Below are 25,453 nucleotides of genomic sequence, written 5' to 3'. Positions count from 1 at the left end.
AGATGATCGAGGTAAAAAACCTGAATCTGGCATTCGGCGAAGGCGAGAAACGCAGCCAGGTGCTGTATGACGTCAATATTAACGTCCAGCCGGGAGAGATTTATGGCCTGGTGGGGGAGTCGGGCTCCGGCAAAACCACGGTGCTGAAGTGCCTGGCCGGGCTGTTCACCCACTGGGACGGGGCGCTGGCGATCAACGGCCAGCCGCTGGAGCGGCGCATCAGCCCCCAGCGCTGTCGCCTGGTGCAGATGGTGTTTCAGGATCCCTACGGTTCGCTGCACCCGCGCCACACAATCGGCGATATTCTGGAAGAGCCGCTGCAGATCCACGGCATTAACGACCGGGATCGCCGCATTCATGCCCTGCTGGATAAAGTCGGCCTCAACCGCGCCTTCCGCGACCGCTATCCGCATCAGCTCTCCGGCGGCCAGCGTCAGCGCGTGGCCATCGCCCGGGCGCTGATCCTTGAGCCGCAGGTGCTGCTGCTCGACGAGCCGACCTCGGCGCTGGACGTTTCGGTGCAGGCGGAGATCTTAAACCTGCTGGCGGAGCTGCAGCGCGAGTCGAAGCTCACCTACCTGATGGTGACCCATGATCTCGGAGTGATCGCCCATCTGTGCCAGAAGGTGGCGGTGATGCAGTACGGGAAAATTCTCGAAACGCTGACGGTGGATGAGCTGGTAGCAGGGCAGGCGCAAACCGATTACACCCGGATGCTGGTCAACGCCAGCCAGCAGTATTCCCGCGAGATGGCCCGGGAGGTGGCGGTGTATTAGTGATATTGCCCGGCGGCGGAGGTAAAAGCAAAACGGTAACGCATGTTACCGTTTTTAGTGTTTGCACCCTCTCCCAGTGGGAGAGGGTCGGGGTGAGGGCATCAGGCCGCACTTATCAGCGCAGAAGCGGGCAATCCGGCGGCAGCCGGCACTGGAGCGCGCCGGGCAACAGCGCTATACGGAAATGGTTACCGCTCAGCGGTTCACCATCCAGATTAAAGGTCATGCCGTGTGGGGCAACGACCTCAAACCAGGCTGACTGACCGTCAATGACGTTCGGGCTCTCTTCCGGCCTGGTCAGCGTCGTCAGCAGCGCCGGAAGCAGTTCGTTGGCGGAAAAAATACGCAGCTGGAGCTGCCCGTCGTTAATCAACGCATCCGGGCAGAGCTGCTGCCCGCCTCCTGCCTGACGGCCATTGCCGATACCGATTACCAGCGCATCGCCCTCCCAGCGAAAGTTCTCGCCGCGAATTTCACAGGTGTCGGGTTTGAGTAAATCCATTCTCGCCAGACCGTGGATCAGATACGAAACGCCGCCCAGCGCGGCTTTCAGTTTTTCCGGGGTTTCGCTGGTAATACGTGTCCCAAACCCGCCGGTCGCCATATTAATAAAACAGGTTTCGTCGTTGACCCGGGCAATATCCACCGCCGTGGCTTTACCGGCAATCGCCAGCTGCAGGGCTTTGTCGAGGCTTTCAGGGATCCCGGCGCTGGTGGCGAAATCGTTGGCGGTGCCGAGCGGCAAAATGCCCAGTGCCGGACGCTGCGTCTCTGGCAGGTCAATCAGCGCCGTCGCCACTTCATTTATGGTGCCATCGCCGCCGCCCGCAATGACGGTCTCCACCCCGAGGTCGCAGGCTTCCTGAATATAACGGGCTGCATCACCTTTCTCCCACGTCACGCGGACATGGATCACCACCCCTTCTTCACGAAGAAGCGTCACGGCTTCGCGCAACAGATCGTTGCCTGTTCCTTTGCCGTTCAGAATTAATAAACTTGCCGGATAGGTCGCCATCCACATTGCTCCTGTGCTGATCTTTCAAAAGTGTATCGCAGCGCGGGGAAAAGCGGGTAAGAAGAGGATGAAAGGCGAAAATTAAATGAGTGGCGAGCCAAAACGTGCGCCACTCGGATTCATAACTTTATGACGCAATGGCGCCATACGGGCATAGCGCGAAAACACAATCGGGATGATGTTTGCAGCGGGTTACCAGGGTGCCATCGTTACCAGGGCATCCCGATTTCGCGACAAATGATGACCAAAAGGTGGGGTTATAGGGAAAGGTTCGCAGAATGTGGAACTTTCTGAGGGTGCCGTCAACGGCAATTCCGAAGGGACCGGTAATGAGAACTGAACCCGTGCTGATAAAGTAATCGCCTTTATACCAGATTATCAATCTAAGATTTTTAACAGTCAGAACGTGAATGAATATTGTTCCGGTACGAGGGCACACCATCCTGTTTTCAACCACCCAGTACATAGATTTCTCCTTCTCCTTAAGTGAAATTTCATTCATAAGAAGAATAGCATTCTGGATGTCTATGAATACCCTACCTTTAATAAATTGATGATTTCAGTTACTTCTCGTTGTAAATAAAGAAAAATTTACGTTAGGGACGCTAATGGTTGTGTTGCGACAGCAGGCAGGGAGATGGGGGTGAGAGGAATTTCAGGCAAAAAAATTAGCCTGCGTAAGGGAGATTACACAGGCTAAGGAGGTGGTTCCTGGTACAGCTAGCATTTATGGGTTATGTTTTTCAGCGTTATAGATAATACCCGTATCAAACGCAGCGGTATGTGATCGAATTCTAAGAATCATCTCATACCAAAAAATAACCCTTTAATCTTACCCAACGTGCGGATTACGGGTATTTTCCCCGATGAAATTACGCATCAGCAGGGCATAGTCCAGCGAGATATCTTCCGGTACCGGCAGCCAGACGGTATGTCCGTCTCCCGGCGCGACTGCGACCGCTCCCCCTTTACCGTTCTCCATATGTTCGAGGGTAAAGTTGACGTTGCCCTGCGGGGTCATCAACTCCAGGCTGTTGCCGACGAGGAATTTGTTTTTCACCGCCACCGCTGCCAGAGGCCCCTTGCGCTCGCCGGTGAACTCACCGACAAACTGCTGGCGCTCGGAAAGCGAGTGGCCGTAGTCGTAGTTCTGGTAATCGTCATGGGTATGACGACGCAGGAAGCCTTCGGTATAGCCGCGGTGCGCCAGCCCTTCCAGGGTTTCCAGCAGGGTCGCGTCGAACGGTTTACCCGCCGCCGCGTCGTCAATCGCCTTGCGATAAACCTGAGCGGTACGCGCGCAGTAGTAATAGGATTTGGTGCGGCCTTCAATCTTCAGGGAGTGGACGCCCATCTGTGTCAGGCGCTCAACGTGAGCGATGGCGCGCAGATCCTTGGAGTTCATGATGTAGGTGCCGTGCTCATCTTCGAACGCGGTCATGTACTCGCCCGGGCGCTGGGCCTCTTCAATCATAAACACGCTGTCGGTCGGCGCACCGATGCCCAGCGTCGGCTCAATGGTCTGCACCGGGATCGGCTCATGCTTATGCACGATGTTGCCCACCTCATCCTGCTTACCTTCCTGGACCTTATACTCCCAGCGGCAGGCGTTGGTGCAGGTGCCCTGGTTCGGGTCACGCTTGTTGATGTAGCCAGAGAGCAGGCAGCGGCCGGAGTAGGCCATGCACAGCGCGCCGTGGACGAAAATCTCCAGCTCCATTTCCGGCACCTGGCTGCGGATCTCTTCGATCTCTTCCAGCGACAGTTCGCGGGACAGAATTACGCGGGTCAGCCCCATCTGCTGCCAGAATTTCACCGTTGCCCAGTTAACGGCATTGGCCTGCACCGATAGGTGAATGTCCATCTCCGGGAAGTTCTCCCGCACCAGCATGATTAAACCGGGATCCGACATAATCAACGCATCCGGCCCCATCTCTACCACCGGTTTCAGGTCGCGAATGAAGGTTTTCAGCTTGGCGTTATGCGGCGCAATGTTGACCACCACGTAGAATTTTTTCCCCTGCGCGTGGGCTTCGTTGATGCCGAGCTGCAGATTCTCGTGGTTGAATTCGTTATTACGCACGCGCAGCGAGTAGCGCGGCTGGCCCGCATAGACGGCATCGGCGCCATAGGCGAAGGCGTAACGCATATTTTTCAGCGTTCCCGCCGGGGAGAGGAGTTCCGGTTTAAACATGTTTGTTCTCGTTCTGATGACAGGTCAGATGCGCACACGGGTGGGCGCCGGGAGGAGATCCCATACTTTAAGGGCGGGCATTGTAACGCTGCGGGACAGGGAGGTAAACCATTCAGATAACGAAACGCCGACGGCAGGACAGTACCGTCGGCGTTTAATTCAGCGGGGGGGCTCAGAGGTCATCCTGGGTGTGATCGACAATAATTTCCAGCGTTTTACGAATGATATCGGCTTTGACGACGTCGCGCGTGGACTCAATCTGCTTAATCAGTCGTACAATAATCGCTTTGTTGGTCAGCGGTTCCTTCGCATCCAGAATTGCGCTCACGACTGATTCCAGCAGGGCCCACTCTTCGGCTAACAAACCGCCGGCGCTGCGAAAATAGTTGGACAACGCATCGTTTGGCAGTTCGTCATAAAAGTCTGATTTCTGGAGCATCGCCTGGCTCATAGGTGTCACACCGGTTTAGTTAATGAATTAATAATACAGTTAGTGTTTTTTGCTGTTGGCTTGCTGGCTATTGCCAAACAGGGGATACACATTGCTGTTGTTTCGACCATCCGTGTCCCAATCCTGCTGTTCACTTTTAGGTTCACGTCGGGTGTTCCCCTTACCGTCGCTGGAAATTTCCAGAATAATTTGGGAAAGCACATTCCGACGCTGGCCGTCTCGCTCTGCCGATAACATCTGTTGCAGCCTTTGCAGCAAGAGCTTCATGCTGATAGGGCCGTTTTCCTTAAGCAGAGAAAGGGTGGCTTCGCCAATAAGTTCATCAGTTAATCGTTCATGGTCACTTCTGTTCATAACTACGTCTCTGTTGCCCTCTCCACCTGATGGGGGATTCAAGGCATTAAGTCAGTCTGTGGCGACAGTATAAAGCTGTCCGAAGAAAAAACTGACTTGAAAACAATTCAATTAGCAGCTGTGGGCGTACGTCTCTTATCGATCAAACAGCAGGCCAATCAGCGTTTGATAGCGGCTCTCCTCTTCCCGATCCGATGCCTGTTCCATCCGGTATAGCAGTCGGGTGCAGATCGCTTTTCGGTTGAGGATTTTTCCTTCCCGCAGGATCTCTACCACAATTTGTCCCAGCGTCTCCTGCTGAGAAGGCTGGTTTGCTTTATTAAAATATTGGGCAATGGCATTGGCTGTAGTCGGTGCAAACCCGTTTTGGCGCATATGTCACTCCTGAAATCCGCGGTGCTAAAATATGGTTAATGTCTTGTTAACTGGTAAATACTGTACATACTAATTGTACAACTTAACAAATATATTTTGATCAATACGTGCTAACTCAGAGTAATCAAGACGTTAACAGTAAAAAATTTGCTAAAAAAGAAAGAAAATATTGTACATTTCCTGGGATTTTAACCGTTATTGCCGAAACAGGATTAGGGCATGGTAGCCCCCCGGATGGGTTAATAAGACGTAGCGCCAACCATCTGATACTGTGGACTTTCATTCATCTCCTCTATTGGAAACCCTATGCTCACTACCATCATTTACCGTAGTCACTTTCGTGACCACGTACCGGTTACTGTGCTGGAAGACATGGTTGTTGCAGCAAACAAAAAGAACAGGGAAGCCGAAGTCAGCGGCATTCTTCTGTTTAACGGCAAGCTCTTTTTTCAGCTGCTTGAAGGGCCTGAGGAAAACGTAAGAGCCATTTACCGTGCGATATGTGAAGACCCGCGCCATCACAACGTAGTAGAGCTGCTGTGTGATTACTCTCCTGCGCGTCGCTTCGGCAAGTGCGGTATGGAACTCTTTGATTTACGTAAATATATTCGCCATGAGGTGCTACAAAACGTGCTGGATAAAGGCACGTCCAGGTACCAGCTGACCTATAACGACAGGGCGCTGCAGTTCTTCAGAACCTTCGTTGAAGAGAGCGAAAAAGAGAACTATTTTGAGCTGCCGTCAGGGGATCACTGGGAGTTTATTGCCGATACTGATGCTCCCAGCGTTCGTTCCCTGTCGCAGCGCTACAGCGAGGTGTGCAACTTCGCCTTCCAGCCGATTATCGATCCGCTGGCGCGGGAAATAGTCTCCCTGGAAGCCCTGATCCGCACCCCGGAAGGAGGGGTCTCCCGGCACTGGTTCGAGGGATTAGTTGGGAATGAACTCTACGAAGCCGACCTCAAAAGCAAGAGCGTGGCTTTTGCGATGGCCCGCGCGCTAGGGCTTGGAGAGCAGAGCCTGTCTATAAACCTGCTCCCAATGACGCTGGTTAACGTGCCTGATGCGGTTAGCTATCTGATTCAGGAGATAGAGGCTAACGGGCTGGTGGCCGAACAGATCGTGGTTGAGTTTACCGAGAACGAAGTCATCTCCCGTCTCGACGAATTCACCGGCGCGGTGCGTGAGTTAAAGGCGGCAGGCATCGGCGTGGCCATTGACCACTTCGGCGGTGGTTTTGCCGGGCTGCTGCTGCTGGCGCAGTTCCAGCCGGACCGGATTAAGATCAACCGCGACCTGATTCGCGACGTGCACAAGAGCGGCCCACGCCAGGCAATAGTGCTGGCCATCATCAAATGTTGTACAGCTTTGGAAATTCTGATCTCAGCGGTGGGTATTGAGCAGCCGGAAGAGTGGATGTGGCTGGAATCAGCCGGAGTTTCGCATTTCCAGGGGCACCTGTTTGCCCACCCGGAACTGGCTGGCATCCCGCCTGTATGCTGGCCTGAGCCGCGCGATACATTCTGAAAGTGATACACACCAGGCAGTGATACAATTCTGTTGTACAATATAACGGGTTGTACAGCCCGATGAGATTCGTTACTTTGTTTACAGAATATATCGATCAGGCATGGGGTATCGATGGCCTTTTACAGTATTGGCGATGTCGCAGAACGCTGCGGCATCAACCCCGTCACATTACGCGCATGGCAGCGCCGGTATGGTCTGCTCAAACCACAGCGCAGTGAAGGCGGGCATCGACAATTTGACGACGAAGATATCCAGCGCATTGAGGAGATCAAGCGCTGGATTGAGCGTGGCGTGCCGGTGGGTAAGGTTAAAGCCCTTCTCGATCAGGATAAAGCGCCCGAGCCGGGAGACTGGCGCACGCTGCAGGAAGAGATGATGGGCACGTTGCGTCAGGTCAGCCCGGGAAAATGCCGGGCCCAGATCGTGGCGTTTTGCCAGCACCATCCCGTAGATGCGCTTATCGACCAGGTGTTTATTCCCGTGCGGGAAACCCTCAGCCTCGATCAAAATACCGCGGGCATCATGTGCAGCATGCTGGACGGCATTCTGATTGAGCAGGCGGTTACCAGCCTGAGCGACTCACGCGCCAAAGCGGGCAGGGATGCATTGCTGATTGGCTGGAGTATTGAGGATCGTACCCGCCTGTGGCTGGAGGCGTGGCGTCTTTCGCAGCGCGGCTGGCGCGTCAACGTGTTTGCGGAACCGCTGGAGTTACCCCATCCGGAGTTCTTCCCCGGGCAGCATATCCTCGTCTGGGCCGGTCAGACGTTATCGCCGCAGCAGCGCATGCAGCTGGAGCACTGGCAAAAGCAGGGATACAGCATTACCGCCCACGGGGCAGCCGAAGCTGCCTGATGAGATTACCCGCCGCAGCGGGTCATTTTCACCTTTCACGCGCCGATCCGGCACGCATCCGCTTCCCAGCGATAACCCACACCATATACCGCACGAATAAACGACTGATCCGCGTCGAGGGATTCCAGCTTACGTCGCAGGTTTTTGATATGGCTGTCGATGGTACGGTCGGTCACCACCCGGTAGTCATCATACAGATGGTTCAGCAGCTGCTCGCGGGAGAAGACCTTGCCCGGCTCGTGCGACAGGGTTTTCAGCAGGCGGAACTCGGCAGGCGTCAGATCCAGCAGCTTGCTGCGCCAGCTGGCCTGGAAACGGCTTTCGTCGATAATCAACGGGCTTTCAGCATCCAGCGCCTGCAGCTCGCGCTGCGGTTTGCAGCGGCGCAGAATGGTTTTCACCCGTGCCACCACTTCCCGCGGGCTGTAGGGCTTGCAGATGTAGTCATCCGCGCCGATCTCCAGCCCCAGCAGGCGGTCGATCTCTTCGATTTTGGCGGTCACCATCACAATCGGCACTTCAGAGAAGCGGCGGATCTCGCGGCACAGGGTCAGGCCGTCTGTGCCGGGCAGCATCAGATCGAGCAGGATCAGATCCGGAGGGGTGTGGCGCACATAGGGCAGGACCTGATCGCCGTGGCTGATAAGCGACGGGGCATAACTCGCCGCCCGCAGATAGTCGATTAATAACTGCCCAAGCTTAGGCTCATCCTCCACGATCAGGATGCGGGGTGTGTTTTCGTCAATGGGTAACTCAGTCATACTTCTCTCGATAAATCGCGTTCCAGCGGTAGCTCTACTGTAATGCTAACCCCGCCAAAAGGCGAATGGGCGGCGCGGATGGTGCCCCCGTGGGCCTCGACGATGTTGACGCAGATCGCCAGCCCCAGCCCGGATCCACCGCTGGCACGGTTGCGGGAACCTTCGGTACGGTAAAAACGCTCAAATAACTTGCTGAGCTGCTCGTCAGAGACGCCGGGGGCGGTATCGGCAAAGGTCAGCGCAAAGCGGTGATCTTCGCATTTGCCGGAAATACGCAGCATGCCGCCCGCATCGGTATAGCGCAGGCAGTTTTCCAGCAGATTGTTGAAGAGCTGCATCAGCCGGTCGCGATCGCCAAACACCACCGCGTTCTCCGGCAGAGACAGTTCAATGCGCAGGTCGCGGCTGGCAAAGCGTTCGCGGAAAACGCCGCTGGCCATTTCCAGAATGTTAATCACATCCACCGGCGCTTTCTGATAGGCCAGCGCCCCCCTCGTCGGACATCGACAGCTGATGCAAATCATCCACCAGCTTGGTAAGCGTGCCGACTTCTGCCTGCAATGAGGTGACGGACTCGGGAGTGAACTTGCGCACGCCGTCCTGGATCGCCTCCAGCTCGCCGCGCAGCACCGCCAGCGGGGTGCGCAGCTCGTGGGAGATATCGGCCATAAAATCCCGGCGCATCTGCTGGTTCTTCTCGAGGGTGCTGGCGAGCTGGTTAAAGTCCTGCGCCAGCTTGCCCAGCTCGTCCTGGCTGCGGGTATCCACCCGGGTGGTAAAATCGCCCGCCGCCAGCTGGTGCGTCCCCTCCACCAGCCGTTTTACCGGGGCTAAGAGTCCACGCGCCAGCGGGAAGGTCGCCAGCGCGGCCAGCAGGGTGGAGAGGGCGACAATCAGCCAGCTGGTCTGGCGCTGCTGCCGGTCAAAGTTGATGTCGGTATTGCGCGTCAGCCGTTCAACCGGGGAGGCGATCACCCAGCCGACGGCCGCCCCGTTGACGGTGATAGCCCGCTTCGTGCCGTCCGGCGGCACCGGGGCGCGCGGGCCGACCAGCACCCGCATCTCCTGGTCGATCACCCAGAACTGGGTGCGCCAGCCGTGGGGCGGCATGCCGGGGCCGGGACGATCGTCGTCGGTATCATGCTCCAGCGAGCGCAGGATCTGGAAGATAAAACGGTCGTTGTTGCGTAAAAAACGCCAGTTGCCGTGCAGGGCGTACTGCTCGGCGAGGGCATCGCTCAGGCCCTGTAAGCGCTGCTCGTTACCGTGTTTGATGTAGTCGATAAAACCGCGCTCAAAGCTGACCCGCACCGCCCAGTGCATGGTGATCAGCAGCACGATGCAGGTGGCAAAGATGGCCAGAAACAGCTTGCCGGTAATGCCGGGCCGCCAGAACTTCATGGTTCACTCCTTTTGCGCCGCCTGATGACGACATTCTTGCTGGTATCATCCGGGACCCGGGCAAAAACAATGGCCGGCAGGGCGATAATCACCGCCATGCTCAGGTAGGTGTAGAGGAACACCTGATGGACGACCGGGCTGTCGGCGGTCAGGTGGTGCTGGCCGTATATGCCCAGCAGCAGCCCGGCGATGGTGACGCCGACGCTCATCGACAGCTGCATGATCATCGACAGCAGGCTGTTGCCGCTGCTGGCCAGCTCGTCGGGCAGATCCTTCAGGGTCAGGGTGTTCATGGAGGAGAAGCGGATGGAGTTGATCATCCCCTGGCAGAACAGCACCAGCGGCAGGACGTAGTACCAGCCGAGCAGCGCCACGGCCATAAACAGCAGGCTCACCAGCGCCAGCCCGAGGGTGGAGGCCACCAGCACCCGGCGATAGCCCACAGCATTCACCACCTGGACCACAATGCGCTTCATGCCCATGCTGCCGAGCACCATCGGGATCATCATCAGACCGGCGTGGAACGGCGAAAAGCCGAGGCCAATCTGCAAAAAGACCGGGGTCATAAACGGCAGCATCCCGCTGCCGATGCGTCCGACAAAGCTGCCGAGCAGCCCCAGCCGGTAGGTGGTATTGCGAAACAGAGACAGGCTGAACAGGGCGCGATCGTTACCCCTGGCGTGCCACAGATACCAGAGAATAGACATCACGCCGATAGCGACCAGCCCGGCCATAGCCAGCGAGGAGATCCCCAGCCCTTTTTGCCCGTCCAGCGCCAGGGTCAGGGTCGCCATACCCGCCGCCAGCAGGAAAAAGCCCCCCCAGATCGAAGCGCCGGGTCTGCATTTTGTAGTTCGGCATCAGCCAGAGGGTAGCTATCGCCCCGATAATGCCCACCGGCAGGTTGATCAGGAAGATCCAGTGCCAGGAGGCATACTCCACCAGCATCCCGCCGAGAGCCGGGCCAAGCAGCGGCCCCACCTGGCCGGGCAGGGTAACGAAGGTCATCGCCGCCATATACTGCGCGCGCGGGACGATCTTCATCACCGTCAGCCTGCCGACCGGGACCATCATCGCCCCGCCGACGCCCTGCAACACCCGGGACATCACCAGCTCGTTGAGGGTCTCCGCCCGGGCGCAGAACAGCGACCCGGCGGTAAACAGCACGATGGCGGTAAAGAAGATATTGCGCACCCCGACCTTGTCTGCCAGCCAGCCGCTGGCGGGCAGCATCACCGCCACCGTCAGCACATAGGCGACGATCACCATATGCATATGCAGCGGGCTCTCCCCCAGGCTTTGCGCCATCGAGGGGAGGGCGGTGTTAACGATGGTCGTATCCAGGGCCTGCATAAAAAAGCCGAAGGCGACAATCCACAACTGCCAGCGAACGTTAGCGGGGAGATCCGTCATTAGCCGTTTACCGTCTCTTTCTGTTTACGTGAAAAACGCACCCGTAAGCGGTCAAAGAACAGATAGACCACCGGGGTGGTGTACAGCGTCAGCAGCTGGCTCATCACCAGCCCGCCGACAATGGTGATCCCAAGGGGCTGACGCAGCTCCGCGCCATCACCGCTGGAGATCACCAACGGCAGGGCGCCGAACAGCGCCGCCAGGGTAGTCATCATGATCGGACGAAAACGCAGCAGGCAGGCCTGGAAGATCGCCTCCTGCGGGGTCATGTTGCCGTTGCGCTGGGCCTCCAGCGCAAAGTCGACCATCATGATGGCGTTTTTCTTCACGATCCCGATTAACAGCATAATGCCAATCAGCGCAATCAGGCTGAAGGGCGCGCCAAACAGCTCCAGCGCCAGCAGCGCCCCCACGCCCGCCGAGGGCAGGGTGGAGAGAATGGTCAACGGATGAACGTAGCTCTCGTACAGCACCCCGAGCACGATATAGACCGTGGCGATCGCCGCCAGAATCAGGATCACCTGCGAGTTCATGGTCTCCTGGAACACCTGGGCGGTACCGGCGAAGCTGCCGCGCACCGTTGACGGCACCCCAAGCTGGGTCATGGCGCGGTTGATGGCATCGCTGGCTTCCGACAGGGATTTACCGGTCGGCAGGTTAAACGACACCGTCGAGGCCGCCGACAGCCCTTGGTGGTTCACCGACAGCGGCGCGTTCGAAGGCTGCCAGCGGGCAAAGTACGACAGCGGGATCGCCTTGCCGTCGTTATTAATCACGAACATCTTATCCAGGGCGCTGATATCCTGGGTATAGCGCGGATCGACCTCCATCACCACCTTGTACTGGTTCATCGGCTGATAGATGGTCGAGATCTGCCGCTGGCCGAAGGCGTTATTCAGCAGGCTGTTGGCGGCGTTGACATCGATGCCCAGCCGCGACATGGTTTCGCGATCGTAGGTCAGGGCCATCTCCGCGCCGTTATCCTGCTGGTCGGAGTTAACGTCCGCCAGCTCCGGCAGGGCCGCCAGCGCTTTGCGGATCTTCGGCTCCCACTCCCTGAGTGCCGCCAGATCGTCCGACAGCAGGGTGTACTGGTAGCTGGCGTTCGACTGACGCCCGCCGACGCGAATATCCTGCACCGCCACCAGGAACATGTTTGCCCCCGGCTCTTTGGCGAGCTTAACCCTGAGGCGGTCGATCACCTGCTGGGCGGTTTCGTTACGCACATCGCGCGCCTTGAGGGTGATAAACATCATCCCGCTGTTGACCCGCGAGCCGCCGGTAAAGCCGGTGACGTTATCCACGGCCGGGTCTTCGCGGATGATCTTCATGAAATCCTGCAGCTTGCCGCGCATCGCCTGGAAGGAGATGCTCTGGTCGGCCTGAATGCCGCCCATCAGCACCCCGGTGTCCTGCTCCGGGAAGAAGGTTTTCGGGATGGTGATGTACATCCAGACGTTAAGCGCGATGGTGCCGACCAGCACCAGGCCGACGATCCGGGTGTGGTTCAGCACCCATTTCAGCGATTTGCCGTAGCCTGCCTGCAGCGCCATCAGCATCCGGCCAAAGCCTTTCTTGCGCGGCTGCGACTGAGGCGGGCTGCGCTTGAGCATCCAGCCGCACATCATCGGCGTCAGGGTTAAGGAGACTAACAGCGAAATTCCGATCGCTACCGAGAGGGTAACGGCGAACTCCCTGAGCAGACGCCCCGGCAGGCCGTCCATCAGCAGCAGCGGCAGGAACACCGCCACCAGCGACAGGCTCATGGAGAGCACCGTAAAGCCTACCTCCCGGCTGCCCTGCAACGCCGCCTGGAGCGGTTTCATCCCCGCTTCGAGGTGGCGGGAGATGTTCTCCAGCACCACGATGGCGTCGTCCACCACAAAGCCGGTGGCGATGGTCAGGGCCATCAGCGACAGGTTGTTGAGGCTAAAGCCGCACAGGTACATGGCGGCGAAGGTGCCGATCAGCGACACCGGGACCGCCACCGCCGGGATCAGCGTCGCGCGCCCGGAGCGCAGGAACAGGAACACCACCAGGATCACCAGCGCCACCGAGATGATCAGCGACTGCTCCACCTCCTCCAGCGAGGCGCGGATGGTGGGAGAGCGATCCTGGGCGATCTGCAGATCGATGGCCGCCGGAATAGTCTCCTGCAGCTCCGGCAGACGGGCGCGGATGCTGTTCACCGTCTCAATAATGTTGGCTTCCGGCAGCTTGCGGATCATCAGCAAAATGGCCGGTTTGGCGTTGGTCATCCCGGCGTTACGCACGTCCTGCACCGAATCGGTGACGCTCGCCACCTCGCTCAGGCGCACCGCCGCGCCGTTGTTGTAGTGGATGATTAAGGGCTGATATTCCGCCGCGGTTTTCAGCTCGTCGTTGGTCTGGATCTGCCAGCGGTGGCTGCCGTCCTCCACCGACCCCTGGGGTTTACGCACGTTGGCGTTGCTGATGGCGCTGCGCACGTCATCCAGCGAGACGCCCTGATTAAACAGCGCCTGCGGGTTCAGCCCCACGCGCACTGCGGGCAGGGAGCTGCCGCCGACGTCGACATCGCCCACGCCGTCGATCTGGGCGATGGTTTGCGCCAGCTGGGTGGAGGCGAAGTCGTACAGCAGCCCCTGGGAGTAGGTGTCCGAGGTGAGCGTCAGGATCATGATCGGCGCATCGGACGGGTTGGCTTTGCGGTAGGTCGGCCGGCTCGGCATTCCGCTCGGAAGCAGGCTTTGCGCGGCGTTGATCGCCGCCTGCACGTCGCGCGCCGCGCCGTTGATGTCGCGGTTAAAGTTAAATTCCAGAATGATGCGCGTGCTGCCAAGCGAGCTGCTGGAGGTCATCTCGTTGACCCCGGCAATGCGCCCCAGCGAGCGCTCCAGCGGCGTTGCCACCGACGAAGCCATGGTCTCCGGCGAGGCCCCGGGCAGCGAGGCGCTGACCATGATCACCGGGAAATCCACCTGCGGCAGCGGGGCCACCGGCAGCAGCCGGAAGCCGAGCACGCCGCAGAGGGTGATGGCCAGCGAAATCAAAATCGTCGCCACCGGGCGGTAAATGAAGAGGGCAAAAAACTTCACTTACGCCTCCTCTTCTTCACGTTTCGGGAAGCGGCTTTTGCTCCACAGCGCCAGGCGATCAAACAGCAGATAGATCACCGGGGTGGTGAACAGGGTTAAGACCTGGCTCACCAGCAAACCGCCGACCATGCCGATCCCTAACGGACGACGTAGTTCGGCCCCGACTCCGGTGCTGAGCATCAGCGGCAGGGCACCGAGCAGGGCGGCGAGGGTGGTCATCAGGATCGGACGGAAACGCAGCAGGCAGGCCTGATAGATCGCCTCCCGCGGCGCCATGCCCTGCTCGCGCTCGGCGGCGAGGGCAAAGTCGATCATCATGATGGCGTTCTTCTTGACGATACCGATCAGCAGGATGATGCCGATGATCGCAATCACGTCCAGCTCGCTGCCCGCCAGCATCAGCGCCAGCAGGGCCCCCACGCCCGCCGTCGGCAGGGTCGACAGAATGGTGATCGGGTGGATAAAGCTCTCGTACAGCACCCCCAGCACGATGTACATCGCTACCACCGCGGCGACAATCAGCCAGATAGTGCTCCCGAGCGCCGCCTGGAAGGCGAGCGTACTGCCCTGGAATTTGGTCTGGATGTCGGTCGGGAAGCTGAGGTTTTTCTCCGCGTCGGTGATCGCCTGCACCGCTTCGCCCAGCGAGTATTCATCCGGGACGTTAAACGAGATAGTGGTGGACGGGAACTGATCCAGATGGTTCACCGCCAGCGGGGTGTAGCGCTCCTCCACTTTGGCAATCGCGCTCAGGGGAACAATGCCGCCGCTGCTGCTGGTCAGGCGCACCGAATCGAGCGCCACCAGCCCCGGCGTCTGCCGGGTGTCGTGCTCCAGCACCACCCGGTACTGGTTGGCCTGGGTGTAGATGGTGGAGATCAGGCGCTGGCCGAAAGCGTTGTACAGGGCGTTATCGACATCCGCCATGGAGATCCCCAGACGGCTGGCGCTGTCGCGGTCAACGTTGATGTACGCCGCCAGCCCTTTGTCCTGCCAGTCGCTGCTGACGTCGGAGAGCTGCGGCAGCTGCTGTAGTTCATCCACCAGCTGCGGTACCCAGGTGCTGAGGGCGTCGAGGCTGGTGGCCTGCAGAGTGAACTGATACTGGGTGCGGCTCACCGTGGTGTCGATGGTCAGATCCTGGGTCGGCTGCAGGTACAGCTCCACGCCCGGCACCTTCGCCACCGCGCTCTGCAGGCGTTCGATCACCGTGTTAACCCGGTCGTCGCGATCGTCCAGCGGCTTGAGGTTGATCTGCAGGCGGGCGCTGTTGAGCGACGGGTTGGTGCCATCGACGCCGACGAATGACGTGAGGCTCTCCACCGCCGGATCTTTCATGATCGCTTCCGAAACCGCCTGCTGGCGCTGGGCCATGCTGGCGAAGGAGACCGACTGCGGGGCCTGCAGGGTGCCCTGAATAATGCCGTTATCCTGGATCGGGAAGAAGCCTTTCGGGATCATCACCCACAGCAGCACGCTCAGGGCCAGGGTGCCCAGCGCCACGCCGAGAGTCGCCCACGGGTGGTTGAGCACTTTCGCCAGCATACGGCCGTAGGCGGCAATAATGCGCTCAAACATCCGCTCTGAGGCGCGGGAGAAGCGGTTCTGCTTGCGTAAAGACTCGTGGCTTAGCATGCGGGCGCACATCATCGGCGTCAGGGTCAGGGAGACCACCGCCGAGATGAGGATCGCCACCGCCAGGGTCACGGCAAACTCGCGGAACAGGCGTCCGACGATATCGCCCATAAACAGCAGCGGGATCAGCACCGCAATAAGCGAGAAGGTGAGGGAGATAATGGTGAAGCCGATCTCGCCCGCCCCTTTCAGCGCCGCCGCCAGCGGCTTTTCGCCTTTTTCGATATAGCGGGAGATGTTCTCGATCACCACGATGGCGTCATCCACCACAAAGCCGGTGGCGATGGTGAGGGCCATCAGCGTCAGGTTGTTGATCGAGAAGTCGAGGAACACCATCACCGCGAAGGTGCCGACCAGCGACAGCGGCACCGCCACGGCGGGAATAATGGTCGCCGGAACGTTGCGCAGGAACAGGTAGATGATCATCACCACCAGCGCAATCGCCAGCATCAGCTCAAACTGGGTGTCGCTGACCGAGGCGCGAATGTTGGTGGTACGGTCCGACAGCACCTTGACGCTCACCGACTTCGGCAGGCTGTCGATAAGCGTTGGCAGCATGGTGCGAATGCTGTCGGCGGTATCGATGATGTTCGCCCCCGGCTGGCGCTGGACGTTCATCACGATCGCCTGCTGCTTGTTGGCCCACGCCCCGAGCCAGCTGTTTTCAGCGCCTTGCTCGACGGTCGCCACATCCCCTAAGCGGATCGCCGCCCCGTTCTGGTAGGCGACAATCAGCTGACGATACTCATCGGCGGACTGCATCTGGTCATTGGCGGAAAGCGTCACCGCCCGGGTCGGGCCATCGAGGGAGCCTTTCGCCGAGTTGACGTTGGCGTTGCTGATGGCGGTGCGGATGGTTTCGCTGGTCAGCCCGAGAGAGGCGATCGCCTGGGCGTTCAGCTTCACGCGAACCGCCGGGCGCTGGCCGCCGGAGAGGGTTACCAGCCCGACGCCGGAGACCTGGGAAATCTTCTGCGCCACCCGGGTTTCTACCATGTCTTCGACCTGGGTCATCGGCATGGCGGAGGAGGTGACGGCGAGCGTCATGATCGGCGGATCCGCCGGGTTGACCTTGCTGTAGACCGGCGGGTTAGGCAGATCGGACGGCAGCAGGTTGGTGGCGGCGTTAATGGCGGCCTGCACCTCCTGCTCGGCGACGTCCAGCGACAGGCTGAGCTGGAACTGCAGCGTCACCACCGACGCGCCGCCGGAACTCTGGGAGGACATCTGCTTCAGGCCCGACATCTGGCCAAACTGACGCTCCAGCGGGGCGGTGATCGCGGAAGTGACGACATCCGGGCTGGCGCCAGGATAGAGCGTCACCACCTGAATGGTGGGGTAATCCACTTCCGGCAGGGCAGAGACCGGCAGGAAGCGGTAGCCGATGATCCCCGCCAGCAGGATCGCCACCATCAGCAGGGTGGTGGCGACAGGGCGCAGGATAAACAGACGTGACGGCCCGCCTGTAGAGCTCGGGGGCATCACCTGCATCAGGCGTTCTCTCCCTGTTTTTTATGTTCGCGTTTTGCCGGTTGTGCAGAGGTGTCGGCGTGGGCTTCCACCACTTCCACTTTTGCCCCTTCGGTCAGACGGTCGATGCCGTCGGTCACCACGCGGTCGCCTGCCGACAGCCCGGCGGCAATCACCACGCTCTGGCTGTCCTGAATACCCGGTTTCACCAGGTGTTTGCTGACTTTGTTGTCGCTGTTCAGCACCCAGACGAAGTTGCCTTCGTTACCCATCTGCAGGGCCGCGGTCGGGATCACCACCGCGTTCTCTTCGGTGGCCACCAGCATCCGGGCGTTAACAAACTGGTTCGGGAACAGGGCATCGTCCTGATTGTTGAAGCGCGCTTTCAGCTTGATGGTGCCGGTGGTGGTGTCGATCTGGTTGTCGAGGCTCAGCAGGGTGCCGTCGCTCAGCTTCTGCTTGTTGGCCCGATCCCAGGCCTCCACCGTTAAGCTCTGCCCGGCTTTCTGTGCCTGGATAACGGTGGCGATATCGCTCTCCGGCAGGGTAAACACCAGATCGATAGGGTGGGTCTGGGTAAGCACCACGATCCCGGTGGTATCGCCGCTGGAGATCTGGTTACCGATATCCACCTGTTTTAAACCCACGCGCCCGTCGATAGGGGCGGTGATGCGGCTCCAGTCGAGCTGGAGCTGCGCGCTGGCCACGGCGGCCTGATCCGCTTTGATGGTGCCGAGGCTTTCGCTGACCAGCGCCTGCTGGGCGTCAAGCTCCTGGCGGGAGACGAGGTTGGTTTTCACCAGCTGTTGATAACGGGCCAGATCGCGGCGGGCGTTGGCGAGGGTAGCAGTGTCTTTCGCCAGCTGCCCTTGTGCCTGGGCCAACGCGACCTTGAACTGGCTGGGATCGACTTCGGCCAGCAGATCGCCGGCTTTCACCTGTTGCCCTTCCTGGAAGTGCAGGGCGATCAGCTGCCCGTCGACGCGGCTGCGCACGGTGACGGTGTTGGCGGCGGTAATGGTACCGAGCCCGGAGAGATAGCGCGGCACGGATTTACTGACCGCAGTCGCGGCCTGCACCGGGGCCAGTGGGCCGCTGCGCATTCCGTGGCGTCCACCACCGCCCGCCGGGCGCTGCGCCTGGCTGGTTGCACCGGCTGGAGCAGAAGCGTGTTGATGCCAGTACCACGCGGCGGCAAGGGCCACCACAATGATGCCAGCGGCGATTACCCAGCGGGATTTATTGCGGCCTTTCATCGTTATACGTACTCATCCTGAAACTGTGCGGAAAATAATACTAGTTTAGTGAGGTAATGGAGCAGAAAAATGGAGGAAATATGGAAGACTGTCTGGAATTGTCTGGATTATGGACGGCATTGCCGGGTGGCGGCTGCGCCTTACCCGGCCTACGGTCTTGATTATTCCCTCTCCCCTTTGGGGAGAGGGTTAGGGTGAGGGGGTGTTTAACTAAACACCACCTGCGCCCAACGGGCCAGCCCGGCGGTGACGGAGCCGAAATCATCGCCCCCGGCAATCGGGATGCCCGGCAGCTGCTGCGCCAGCGCTTTTTTGATCAGCGGTGAACGGGCGCTACCGCCGGTCAAATAGATCACGTCCGGCTTTTCGTTGCCGTTATCCAGCGCCAGCTGCACCTGTTCCAGAATGCGCTGTAACGGCTGAGCAAGCGCCGCTTCCAGACCCTGCTGGCTGATGGCCGTCGCCAGCTCATCGCTGATAAAAGGCAGCGTCACGGCGTGCTCTGCGGCCTCGGAGAGTGCAATTTTGCTCTCTTCGGCGCTGCGCACCATCCGGTAGCTCAGACGCTGACGCCACACTTTATGCAGCAGCGCCACTTTGTCGCCGTCCTGGGCGTCGCGCACCAGGTCGTTAAGGAAACGGCCGTTGGCAACGCTGTAGAAATCGCTTTGCGCCGGCACGTCGTTGATCGCCACGGCGTTCCACCACGGCAGGATCGGCAGGGCGGTGCCTTTTTCGGTCTGGCCGCCCATGCCGAGCATCGGCATCAGGCTCCGGAAGGCCAGGGCAATATCCAGATCGTTACCGCCGATACGACAGCCGCTGTGTCCCAGCAGGCTGGTTTCGCGATCCCGGCGCTGGTGCCACTGCGGGCCCATCAGCAGCAGCGAGCAGTCGGTGGTCCCGCCGCCGATATCGACGACCAGCACCCGTTTTTCACTACTCAGGGTCGCTTCGAAGTCCAGACCGGCGGCAACCGGCTCATACTGGAACACCACGTCGCGGAATCCGGCGCGCTGTGCGGCACGCTCGAGGATCCCCTGCGCCTGCTGGTTGGCCTCATCGCCCCCCCAGCCCCTGGAAGTTGATCGGACGGCCAATCACCGCCTGGGTGATGTCGTCCGTCAACTGGGACTGCGCCTGCTGGCGAATGTGCAGCATCATGGCGCAGACCAGATCTTCAAACAGCGCCACCTGCTGCGGCTTCAGACCCGTGGCACCGAGGAAGGATTTCGGTGACTTAACGAAGTACACCTCCTCCGGATCCTCAATGTACTGACCCAGCGACGACAGGCCAAACTGCACGCTGCCGGGGGTCACGTCGATATCTTCGTCGCGGTTAAAGTTGACCGCGCGGCGCAGCAGCGCCTGGGTTTCCGTGCCGGTGGCCGGAACCTGGTGATGGCGGTACAGCCACTCGCTCACCGCCTCGCGGGTCGGTGCGCAGAGCATCGACGGCAGCAGCGTGCTGTTATTTTCCATTTTCAGCAGCTGCGGCTGCCCGTTTTGCATTACCGCTACCGAGCAGTTGGCGGTGCCATAGTCAAATCCGATAAACACGTCAGCGTCCCCATGCCATTGAGAAGGGGCGAGACTTTAGCGAAATGTCAGGCTGGCGACAACTGGAATATGAAAGCAAGGCGTAACCCGCCATCTCCGTTTATGCTGAGACAGAACAAAAAAAGGAGAGACGATGTTTACCCTGACCTGGCAGCCGCCCTATGACTGGCAATGGATGTTGAAATTTCTTGGCGATCGTGCGGTCGCCGGGATTGAAATCGTGACCCCCACCGATTACACCCGCAGCTTTGCCTGGCAGGGCCATCGGGGGGCTGATCCACGTCACGCCACATCCCGGGGGCACGCTGGAGGTGTCGCTCAGCGACGGGCTGTTGCCGATTGCCGATCTCTGCCTGGCGCGGATCACCCGCCTGTTCGATCTGCACTGCGATCCGCAGCAGATTGCCGCTGCGCTCGGCACCCTCGGGGCCGCGCGGCCTGGCCTGCGCCTGCCGGGTTCGGTTGATACCTGGGAGCAGGGCGTGCGGGCGATCCTCGGCCAGCTGGTCAGCGTGGCGATGGCCGCGAAGCTGACCGCTAAGCTGGTGGCGCTCTGCGGCGAACCGCTGCCCGAAGCGCCGGGCTATCGCTGTTTCCCGGAGCCTGCCGCGGTGGCGGGAGCCGATCCGCTGGCGCTGAAGGCGCTGGGTATGCCGCTTAAGCGCGCCGAATCGCTGATTCATCTCGCGCAGTCGGTGGTGGCGGGGGATTTCCCGTCGGAGGCCCCGGAGGATATCGACAGTGCGATAAAAGCCCTCCAGACCCGGCCGGGGATCGGCCGCTGGACGGCAAACTACTTTGCCCTGCGCGGCTGGCAGGCCAAAGATGTCTTTCTGGCGGATGATTATCTGATCAAGCAGCGCTTTGCCGGGATGACGCCGGCACAGATACGTCGCTATGCCGAACGCTGGCAGCCGTGGCGCTCGTACGCCCTGCTGCATATCTGGTATACCGACGGCTGGTCGCCGTCAGTTGATGCCGAAATAACTGGTGTTTAGCAGGAGTTCCAGCGGCTGCGGCTCGCCGATGGTGTTGCCGAAGATGTAGTCGATACCAATGCCGGAGAGGGTGTCCATCATGATTGGCTGATTGCTCGGCCCGGCAATGGTCTTGATCCCCAGACGGCGGGCATGGCCCTGAATAATGGTCACCAGCATCTCATCCATCAGATTACCGTGAACGTTAATCACCAGCTCTGGATCGAGGAGCAGGTAATCGGCCATCTGCGCGCTCAGGTGGTTGAACACCTCCATATCGCGGCCCACGTGGCTCAGGATAATCTGGCATCCGGCCTGGCGCAGTTTATACAGGTTGTTGTGGGTATGCTCATCCTCCAGCGTCAGCACGCTGACGTGCACCACCAGGTGCAGCAGACGCGGCTGCAGCGGGCTGGCGCGTAGCATCTCCAGCAGTTCATCCACCAGCGTGGCGCTGGCAAGACCGGCCATCGACAGCGGCAGGGCGACCCCGGTGCCTTTGCTGGTCAGTGGCGTGGCGAAATTGCGGAAAAACTCCTGCAGAATACGCCGGTCCAGGGCGTGAACCAGCTCAGGCTCTGCCAGTCCAGCGCGGAAGGCCTGCTCTTCCAGCATCTCGCCGTCGTTGGTCCACAGGCGCAGGGCCAGCATCCAGAAAGCGCTGCTCTCAGGGATCCGCGGTGAGGCGACGCTGCGGGCAATCATCAACAGATGATTGTCCTTGATCATGTGCCACTGCTCGTCCAGAGAGATAGTGCCAGGCGCGTTGTGCATCCGTTCCTGCTGCGGTTCATACACCGTCACCACGCCGCGACCGTTGTTTTTCGAGGAGTAGCAGGCGATGTCGGCCTGAGACATCACCTCTGAAGCCTGATTGTTGCGCTCGTCAATCTGGGTGATCCCGGCGCTGGCGCCGATCCGGTGCAGGCGGCCCTCCCACATAAAGTGGTAGTCGTTGATGGCATCAATAATGCGACCGGCAATGTAGCGTGCGCTTTCGGTATTACAATCCGGCAGCAGCAGGCCGAACTCATCCCCGCCGAGGCGCGCCAGCATGTCGGTGGAGCGCAGCATGCTCAGCATCAGCGACGACAGCTCCCGCAACAGGGCATCCCCCGCCGCGTGGCCCGCGGTGTCGTTGACCGCCTTAAAGCGGTCAAGATCGATAAACACCAGCGCATGACGCTGACGGGTCTCCTGCACGGTATGTAACATCCGTTTGAGATAGGCCTCAAAGCTGACGCGGTTCGCCAGGTGGGTGAGGGCATCGTGTGAGGCGTTATAGCTCAGTTCACGCAGCATTTTGCGCGACTCGGTGACGTCCTGAATGACCAGCACCGAGCCGATGTTTTGCCCGTCGAGGGTGCTGAGCGGGGTAATGCTGTAGTGGATGTCGTAGCTGCCGCCGTTACGGCTGTGCAGCACCACGTCCTGTTCGATGTCGGTCCGGGACATATCCCCACTATGAATATTCTCCATCAGCGGGCCGTTATCGCCGAAGGTGATATGCAGCACCGAGAGGATCGGTTGCCCCAGCGCATCCTGCTGCAGCCAGCCGCTCATCTTCTCCGCCACCGGGTTCATAAAGGTGACGTTCATATTCACATCGGTACAGAGCACCGCTTCACCGATGGAGTCGAGGGTAATATGCAGACGCTCTTTTTCCTGGAACAGCGCCTCGTTCAGCTCCTTAACCTCGGTCATGTCCATATTGATGCCGAGCACGCGTTCCACTTCCCCCCTGTTTATTCAGCACCCGGTTCGCCAGGGCGCGGATGTGGCGAATGCCATCATTGACCCGGATACGGAACTCCAGCTTGAACGGAATGCGCGCCGCCAGCGAATCGCGCACTATCTGTTCCGCCTGGGCGCGATCTTCCGGCAGCATGCACTCGTGCCACAGCTGCCAGGTGGGTTTGACGTGGGCGGGTACTTCGTACAGCTCGAACATACGTTTGTCCCAGCTGATGACGTTAGGTTTGACGTCCCACTCCCAGATGCCGATACCGCCCGCTTCGTTGGCCAGGGTAATACGCTCCATCAGGCGCTTATTGACCCATTCGGTATGCTTGAGATCGTTAATGTCTTCGATCTGGGCGATAAAGTAGAGCGGTGTACCGTCGGCATGGCGCACCAGCGACACCGCCAGCAGTGCCCAGACCACCTCACCGTTACGGGTGTAGTAGCGTTTCTCCAGTGAATAGCTGTTGATTTCGCCCTTTAACAGCTGGTCCAGCTGTTCCAGATCGCTTTCCAGATCTTCCGGCCAGGTTAACTGCTGGAAGTTAAGGGAACGCAGCTCTGACTGGCTGTAGCCGAGGAACTGACACAGCGCCTTGTTGGCCTGCAGCCACTGCCCGTCGGTGCTCACCAGCGCCATGCCGATGACGGAATACTCCATCGCATTACGGAAGCGCTCTTCGCTCTCGGTAATGTGCTTACGCTCGGCGCGAAACGCGTACATCACCATGGTCATAATGTTAGCGGGCAGGAGCATCATCAGGAACGGCAGCCAGGGGGCGTTGATCATCGCGCTGGCATATTGCGTCGCCAGCGGGGTGGGATTTTTGGCGATCATCAACGACACCATCATCACCGTGACAAGGAAGACCAGGAAGGCCTCCAGGCGCGGCAGACGCACGGCGCTCCACATCAACAGAACAATAATGGCCGTAAACGGCCACGGCAGAAACTGCAGGGAAATCCAGCTCAGAACCAGCGTTACCACCATGGTTAGCAGGGTTTCAAGCAGTAACCGGGGATTGCGATGACGCAGGAGATAGTGCGGTTTAAACAGCAGGCCTAAAGGCACCAGCGCCAGCGACCCGATAGACTCCGACAGCACCCAGATCATAAAACTGCGCAGCGGCTCGTCGCTCGGCACCAGCAGATACATCAGCACGCCGCCGAGCAGGGGAGGGAGCACGGCGCTACCGATCGCCAGACGGATCCAGTCGCCCAGATTTTGCAGTGGATTGTAGCTGGGGAGCAGTTTACGCAGCAGCAGGGCCCCGACGAAGGCCTCAGTGATGTTGATGCCGGCGAACCAGAGGTTGAGCGACTCCCAGGAGAAGATCAGCCCGGAGGCACAGATATTACCGAGGGTGCAGGCGAGGGCGATGCCGGGCCACATCTTCCCGGCGTGGCGGTAAAACGCCACCATCATAATGGAGGTCGGGAACCATAAAGGTGCCAGAAATGTTCCGAAACGCGTTAGTTCGAGCGAGAACAGAGTGAAGATGAAGGTAACCAGACCAAGACTGACAAGCCGTAGTAAAGGATGTGGCGTAGTTACCAAAACGCGCTGGTATTTTTTATTCATTACCGCTTTATCCGAAGACGCCATGCCGCCAGGAGCCAACTCCGGACGAGTTCATTTCTAATGTGAATCATGCTAGTACAAACAATTTACAATTAATATGGTATGCGCTCATAATTTGACATCACAGGGTTATTAAATACTTATCCTGCAGAAATTTCATCTTTGGCGCTGGAAAAGTAAGCGGGAAAATTTATATCAGGGACGATCCGCCCGGACTTTGAAGGCGTCTCGCATAACATTTCTATTCGACTGGTATCAGGCCCGTGAAATCCCTATAATTGCTGCGTTTGACGCTCAGGCGTCGTCCTTCCTTACATCCAGGTTACTCAGGTCGCAAAATTTATGACTGATAAGTCTCATCAGTGCGTCATTATAGGCATCGCCGGCGCATCGGCTTCAGGTAAAAGTCTCATTGCCAGTACGCTTTACCGTGAATTACGTGAACAGGTCGGTGATGAGCACATCGGTGTCATTCCAGAAGACAGCTACTACAAAGATCAAAGCCATCTGTCGATGGAAGAACGTGTTAAGACCAATTATGACCATCCCAGCGCGATGGATCACAGTCTGTTATTCCAGCACCTTCAGGCCCTGAAGAACGGCACCGCCATTGAGCTGCCGGTTTATAGCTATGTTGAACACACCCGTCTGCAGGAAACCGTTCGCATTGCGCCGAAAAAGGTCATTATCCTCGAAGGGATCCTGCTACTCACCGACGCCCGTCTGCGCGAGTCGATGAATTTCTCCATTTTTGTCGATACCCCGCTGGATATCTGCCTGATGCGCCGCATCAAACGTGACGTGAACGAACGCGGCCGCTCCATGGACTCGGTCATGGCACAGTACCAGAAAACGGTACGTCCAATGTTCCTGCAGTTCATCGAGCCTTCCAAGCAGTATGCCGATATCATCGTGCCGCGCGGGGGTAAAAACCGCATTGCCATTGATATTCTGAAAGCGAAAATCAGCCAGTTTTTTGAATAACACCCGCGAATTGTGTAACGTTCAAAGATAATCGGGTTCGCCCTCCG

The 25,453-nt window shown here is 59.1% G+C and carries 13 protein-coding genes and 5 pseudogenes; 5 read left to right on the top strand and 13 right to left on the bottom strand.

The features are described from left to right. Positions 1-2 precede the first annotated feature (2 nt). Complete coding sequence (locus AAHB66_RS15465; RefSeq protein WP_347113511.1) at positions 3-776, top strand: ABC transporter ATP-binding protein; 774 nt, start codon at positions 3-5, stop codon at positions 774-776. 115 nt (positions 777-891) lie between these two features. Here the strand turns inward: AAHB66_RS15465 and yegS are convergent, their stop codons facing one another. From yegS to ycgZ, 5 genes are all read right to left on the bottom strand, one after another. Then, a complete protein-coding gene (gene yegS, locus AAHB66_RS15460; RefSeq protein ID WP_347113510.1) occupies positions 892-1,791 on the bottom strand; it encodes a lipid kinase YegS in 900 nt (299 codons plus the stop codon). 832 nt (positions 1,792-2,623) lie between these two features. After that, the gene (yegQ, locus tag AAHB66_RS15455; RefSeq protein ID WP_347113509.1) at positions 2,624-3,985 is read right to left on the bottom strand and encodes a tRNA 5-hydroxyuridine modification protein YegQ; all 1,362 of its coding nucleotides are present in this window, start codon (positions 3,983-3,985) and stop codon (positions 2,624-2,626) included. A gap of 172 nt (positions 3,986-4,157) precedes the next feature. Beyond that, on the bottom strand, positions 4,158-4,436 hold the full coding sequence (locus tag AAHB66_RS15450; protein ID WP_347113508.1) for a biofilm development regulator YmgB/AriR family protein: 279 nt from the start codon (positions 4,434-4,436) through the stop codon (positions 4,158-4,160). A 39-nt stretch (positions 4,437-4,475) separates the two neighbouring features. After that, positions 4,476-4,790, bottom strand: coding sequence for a hypothetical protein (locus AAHB66_RS15445; protein ID WP_347113507.1), 315 nt, complete (start codon positions 4,788-4,790; stop codon positions 4,476-4,478). A gap of 135 nt (positions 4,791-4,925) precedes the next feature. After that, positions 4,926-5,165: a regulatory protein YcgZ gene (ycgZ, locus tag AAHB66_RS15440; RefSeq protein ID WP_347113506.1), complete on the bottom strand. Its 240-nt coding sequence runs from the start codon at positions 5,163-5,165 to the stop codon at positions 4,926-4,928. A gap of 306 nt (positions 5,166-5,471) precedes the next feature. Here ycgZ and AAHB66_RS15435 point away from each other — a divergent pair, with 306 nt between their 5' ends. Further along, positions 5,472-6,692 carry a diguanylate phosphodiesterase gene (locus AAHB66_RS15435; RefSeq protein WP_347113505.1) on the top strand — a complete coding sequence of 407 codons (1,221 nt, stop codon included), beginning with the start codon at positions 5,472-5,474 and terminating at the stop codon, positions 6,690-6,692. 114 nt (positions 6,693-6,806) lie between these two features. Further along, the gene (locus tag AAHB66_RS15430; RefSeq protein ID WP_347113504.1) at positions 6,807-7,550 is read left to right on the top strand and encodes a MerR family transcriptional regulator; all 744 of its coding nucleotides are present in this window, start codon (positions 6,807-6,809) and stop codon (positions 7,548-7,550) included. A gap of 35 nt (positions 7,551-7,585) precedes the next feature. On the opposite strand, the gene baeR is transcribed toward AAHB66_RS15430, so the two are convergent. The 7 genes and pseudogenes from baeR to yegD form a co-directional block, all read right to left on the bottom strand. After that, a complete protein-coding gene (baeR, locus tag AAHB66_RS15425; protein ID WP_347113503.1) occupies positions 7,586-8,311 on the bottom strand; it encodes a two-component system response regulator BaeR in 726 nt (241 codons plus the stop codon). Next, positions 8,308-9,712 (bottom strand): annotated as a pseudogene (baeS, locus tag AAHB66_RS15420) (two-component system sensor histidine kinase BaeS). The gene baeR and the pseudogene baeS overlap by 4 nt, the downstream one beginning before the upstream one ends. After that, a pseudogene (locus AAHB66_RS15415) lies at positions 9,709-11,125 on the bottom strand (MFS transporter). Before AAHB66_RS15415 ends, baeS begins: the two co-directional pseudogenes overlap by 4 nt. Next, positions 11,125-14,202: a multidrug efflux RND transporter permease subunit MdtC gene (mdtC, locus tag AAHB66_RS15410; RefSeq protein ID WP_347113502.1), complete on the bottom strand. Its 3,078-nt coding sequence runs from the start codon at positions 14,200-14,202 to the stop codon at positions 11,125-11,127. The pseudogene AAHB66_RS15415 and the gene mdtC overlap by 1 nt, the downstream one beginning before the upstream one ends. Continuing rightward, positions 14,203-17,328: an MdtB/MuxB family multidrug efflux RND transporter permease subunit gene (locus AAHB66_RS15405; RefSeq protein WP_347113501.1), complete on the bottom strand. Its 3,126-nt coding sequence runs from the start codon at positions 17,326-17,328 to the stop codon at positions 14,203-14,205. Continuing rightward, the gene (locus AAHB66_RS15400; RefSeq protein WP_347113500.1) at positions 17,328-18,563 is read right to left on the bottom strand and encodes an MdtA/MuxA family multidrug efflux RND transporter periplasmic adaptor subunit; all 1,236 of its coding nucleotides are present in this window, start codon (positions 18,561-18,563) and stop codon (positions 17,328-17,330) included. Before AAHB66_RS15400 ends, AAHB66_RS15405 begins: the two co-directional genes overlap by 1 nt. Positions 18,564-18,769: 206 nt before the next feature. Continuing rightward, positions 18,770-20,123 (bottom strand): annotated as a pseudogene (gene yegD / locus AAHB66_RS15395) (molecular chaperone). A 133-nt stretch (positions 20,124-20,256) separates the two neighbouring features. Between yegD and alkA the strand changes: the two are divergent. After that, positions 20,257-21,121 (top strand): annotated as a pseudogene (alkA, locus tag AAHB66_RS15390) (DNA-3-methyladenine glycosylase 2). On the opposite strand, the pseudogene AAHB66_RS15385 reads toward alkA, so the two are convergent. Next, positions 21,092-24,422: pseudogene (locus tag AAHB66_RS15385) on the bottom strand (diguanylate cyclase). The pseudogenes alkA and AAHB66_RS15385 overlap by 30 nt on opposite strands. A 342-nt stretch (positions 24,423-24,764) precedes the next feature. Here AAHB66_RS15385 and udk point away from each other — a divergent pair. Continuing rightward, positions 24,765-25,406, top strand: a complete 642-nt coding sequence (gene udk / locus AAHB66_RS15380) for a uridine kinase (protein WP_032612454.1) — start codon at positions 24,765-24,767, stop codon at positions 25,404-25,406. Positions 25,407-25,453: the final 47 nt, after the last annotated feature.

This window comes from Leclercia sp. S52 (assembly GCF_039727615.1).
In the GTDB taxonomy this organism is placed as follows: Bacteria; Pseudomonadota; Gammaproteobacteria; order Enterobacterales; family Enterobacteriaceae; genus Enterobacter; species Enterobacter adecarboxylatus_B.
This window is presented reverse-complemented; position numbering and strand designations above follow the sequence as displayed.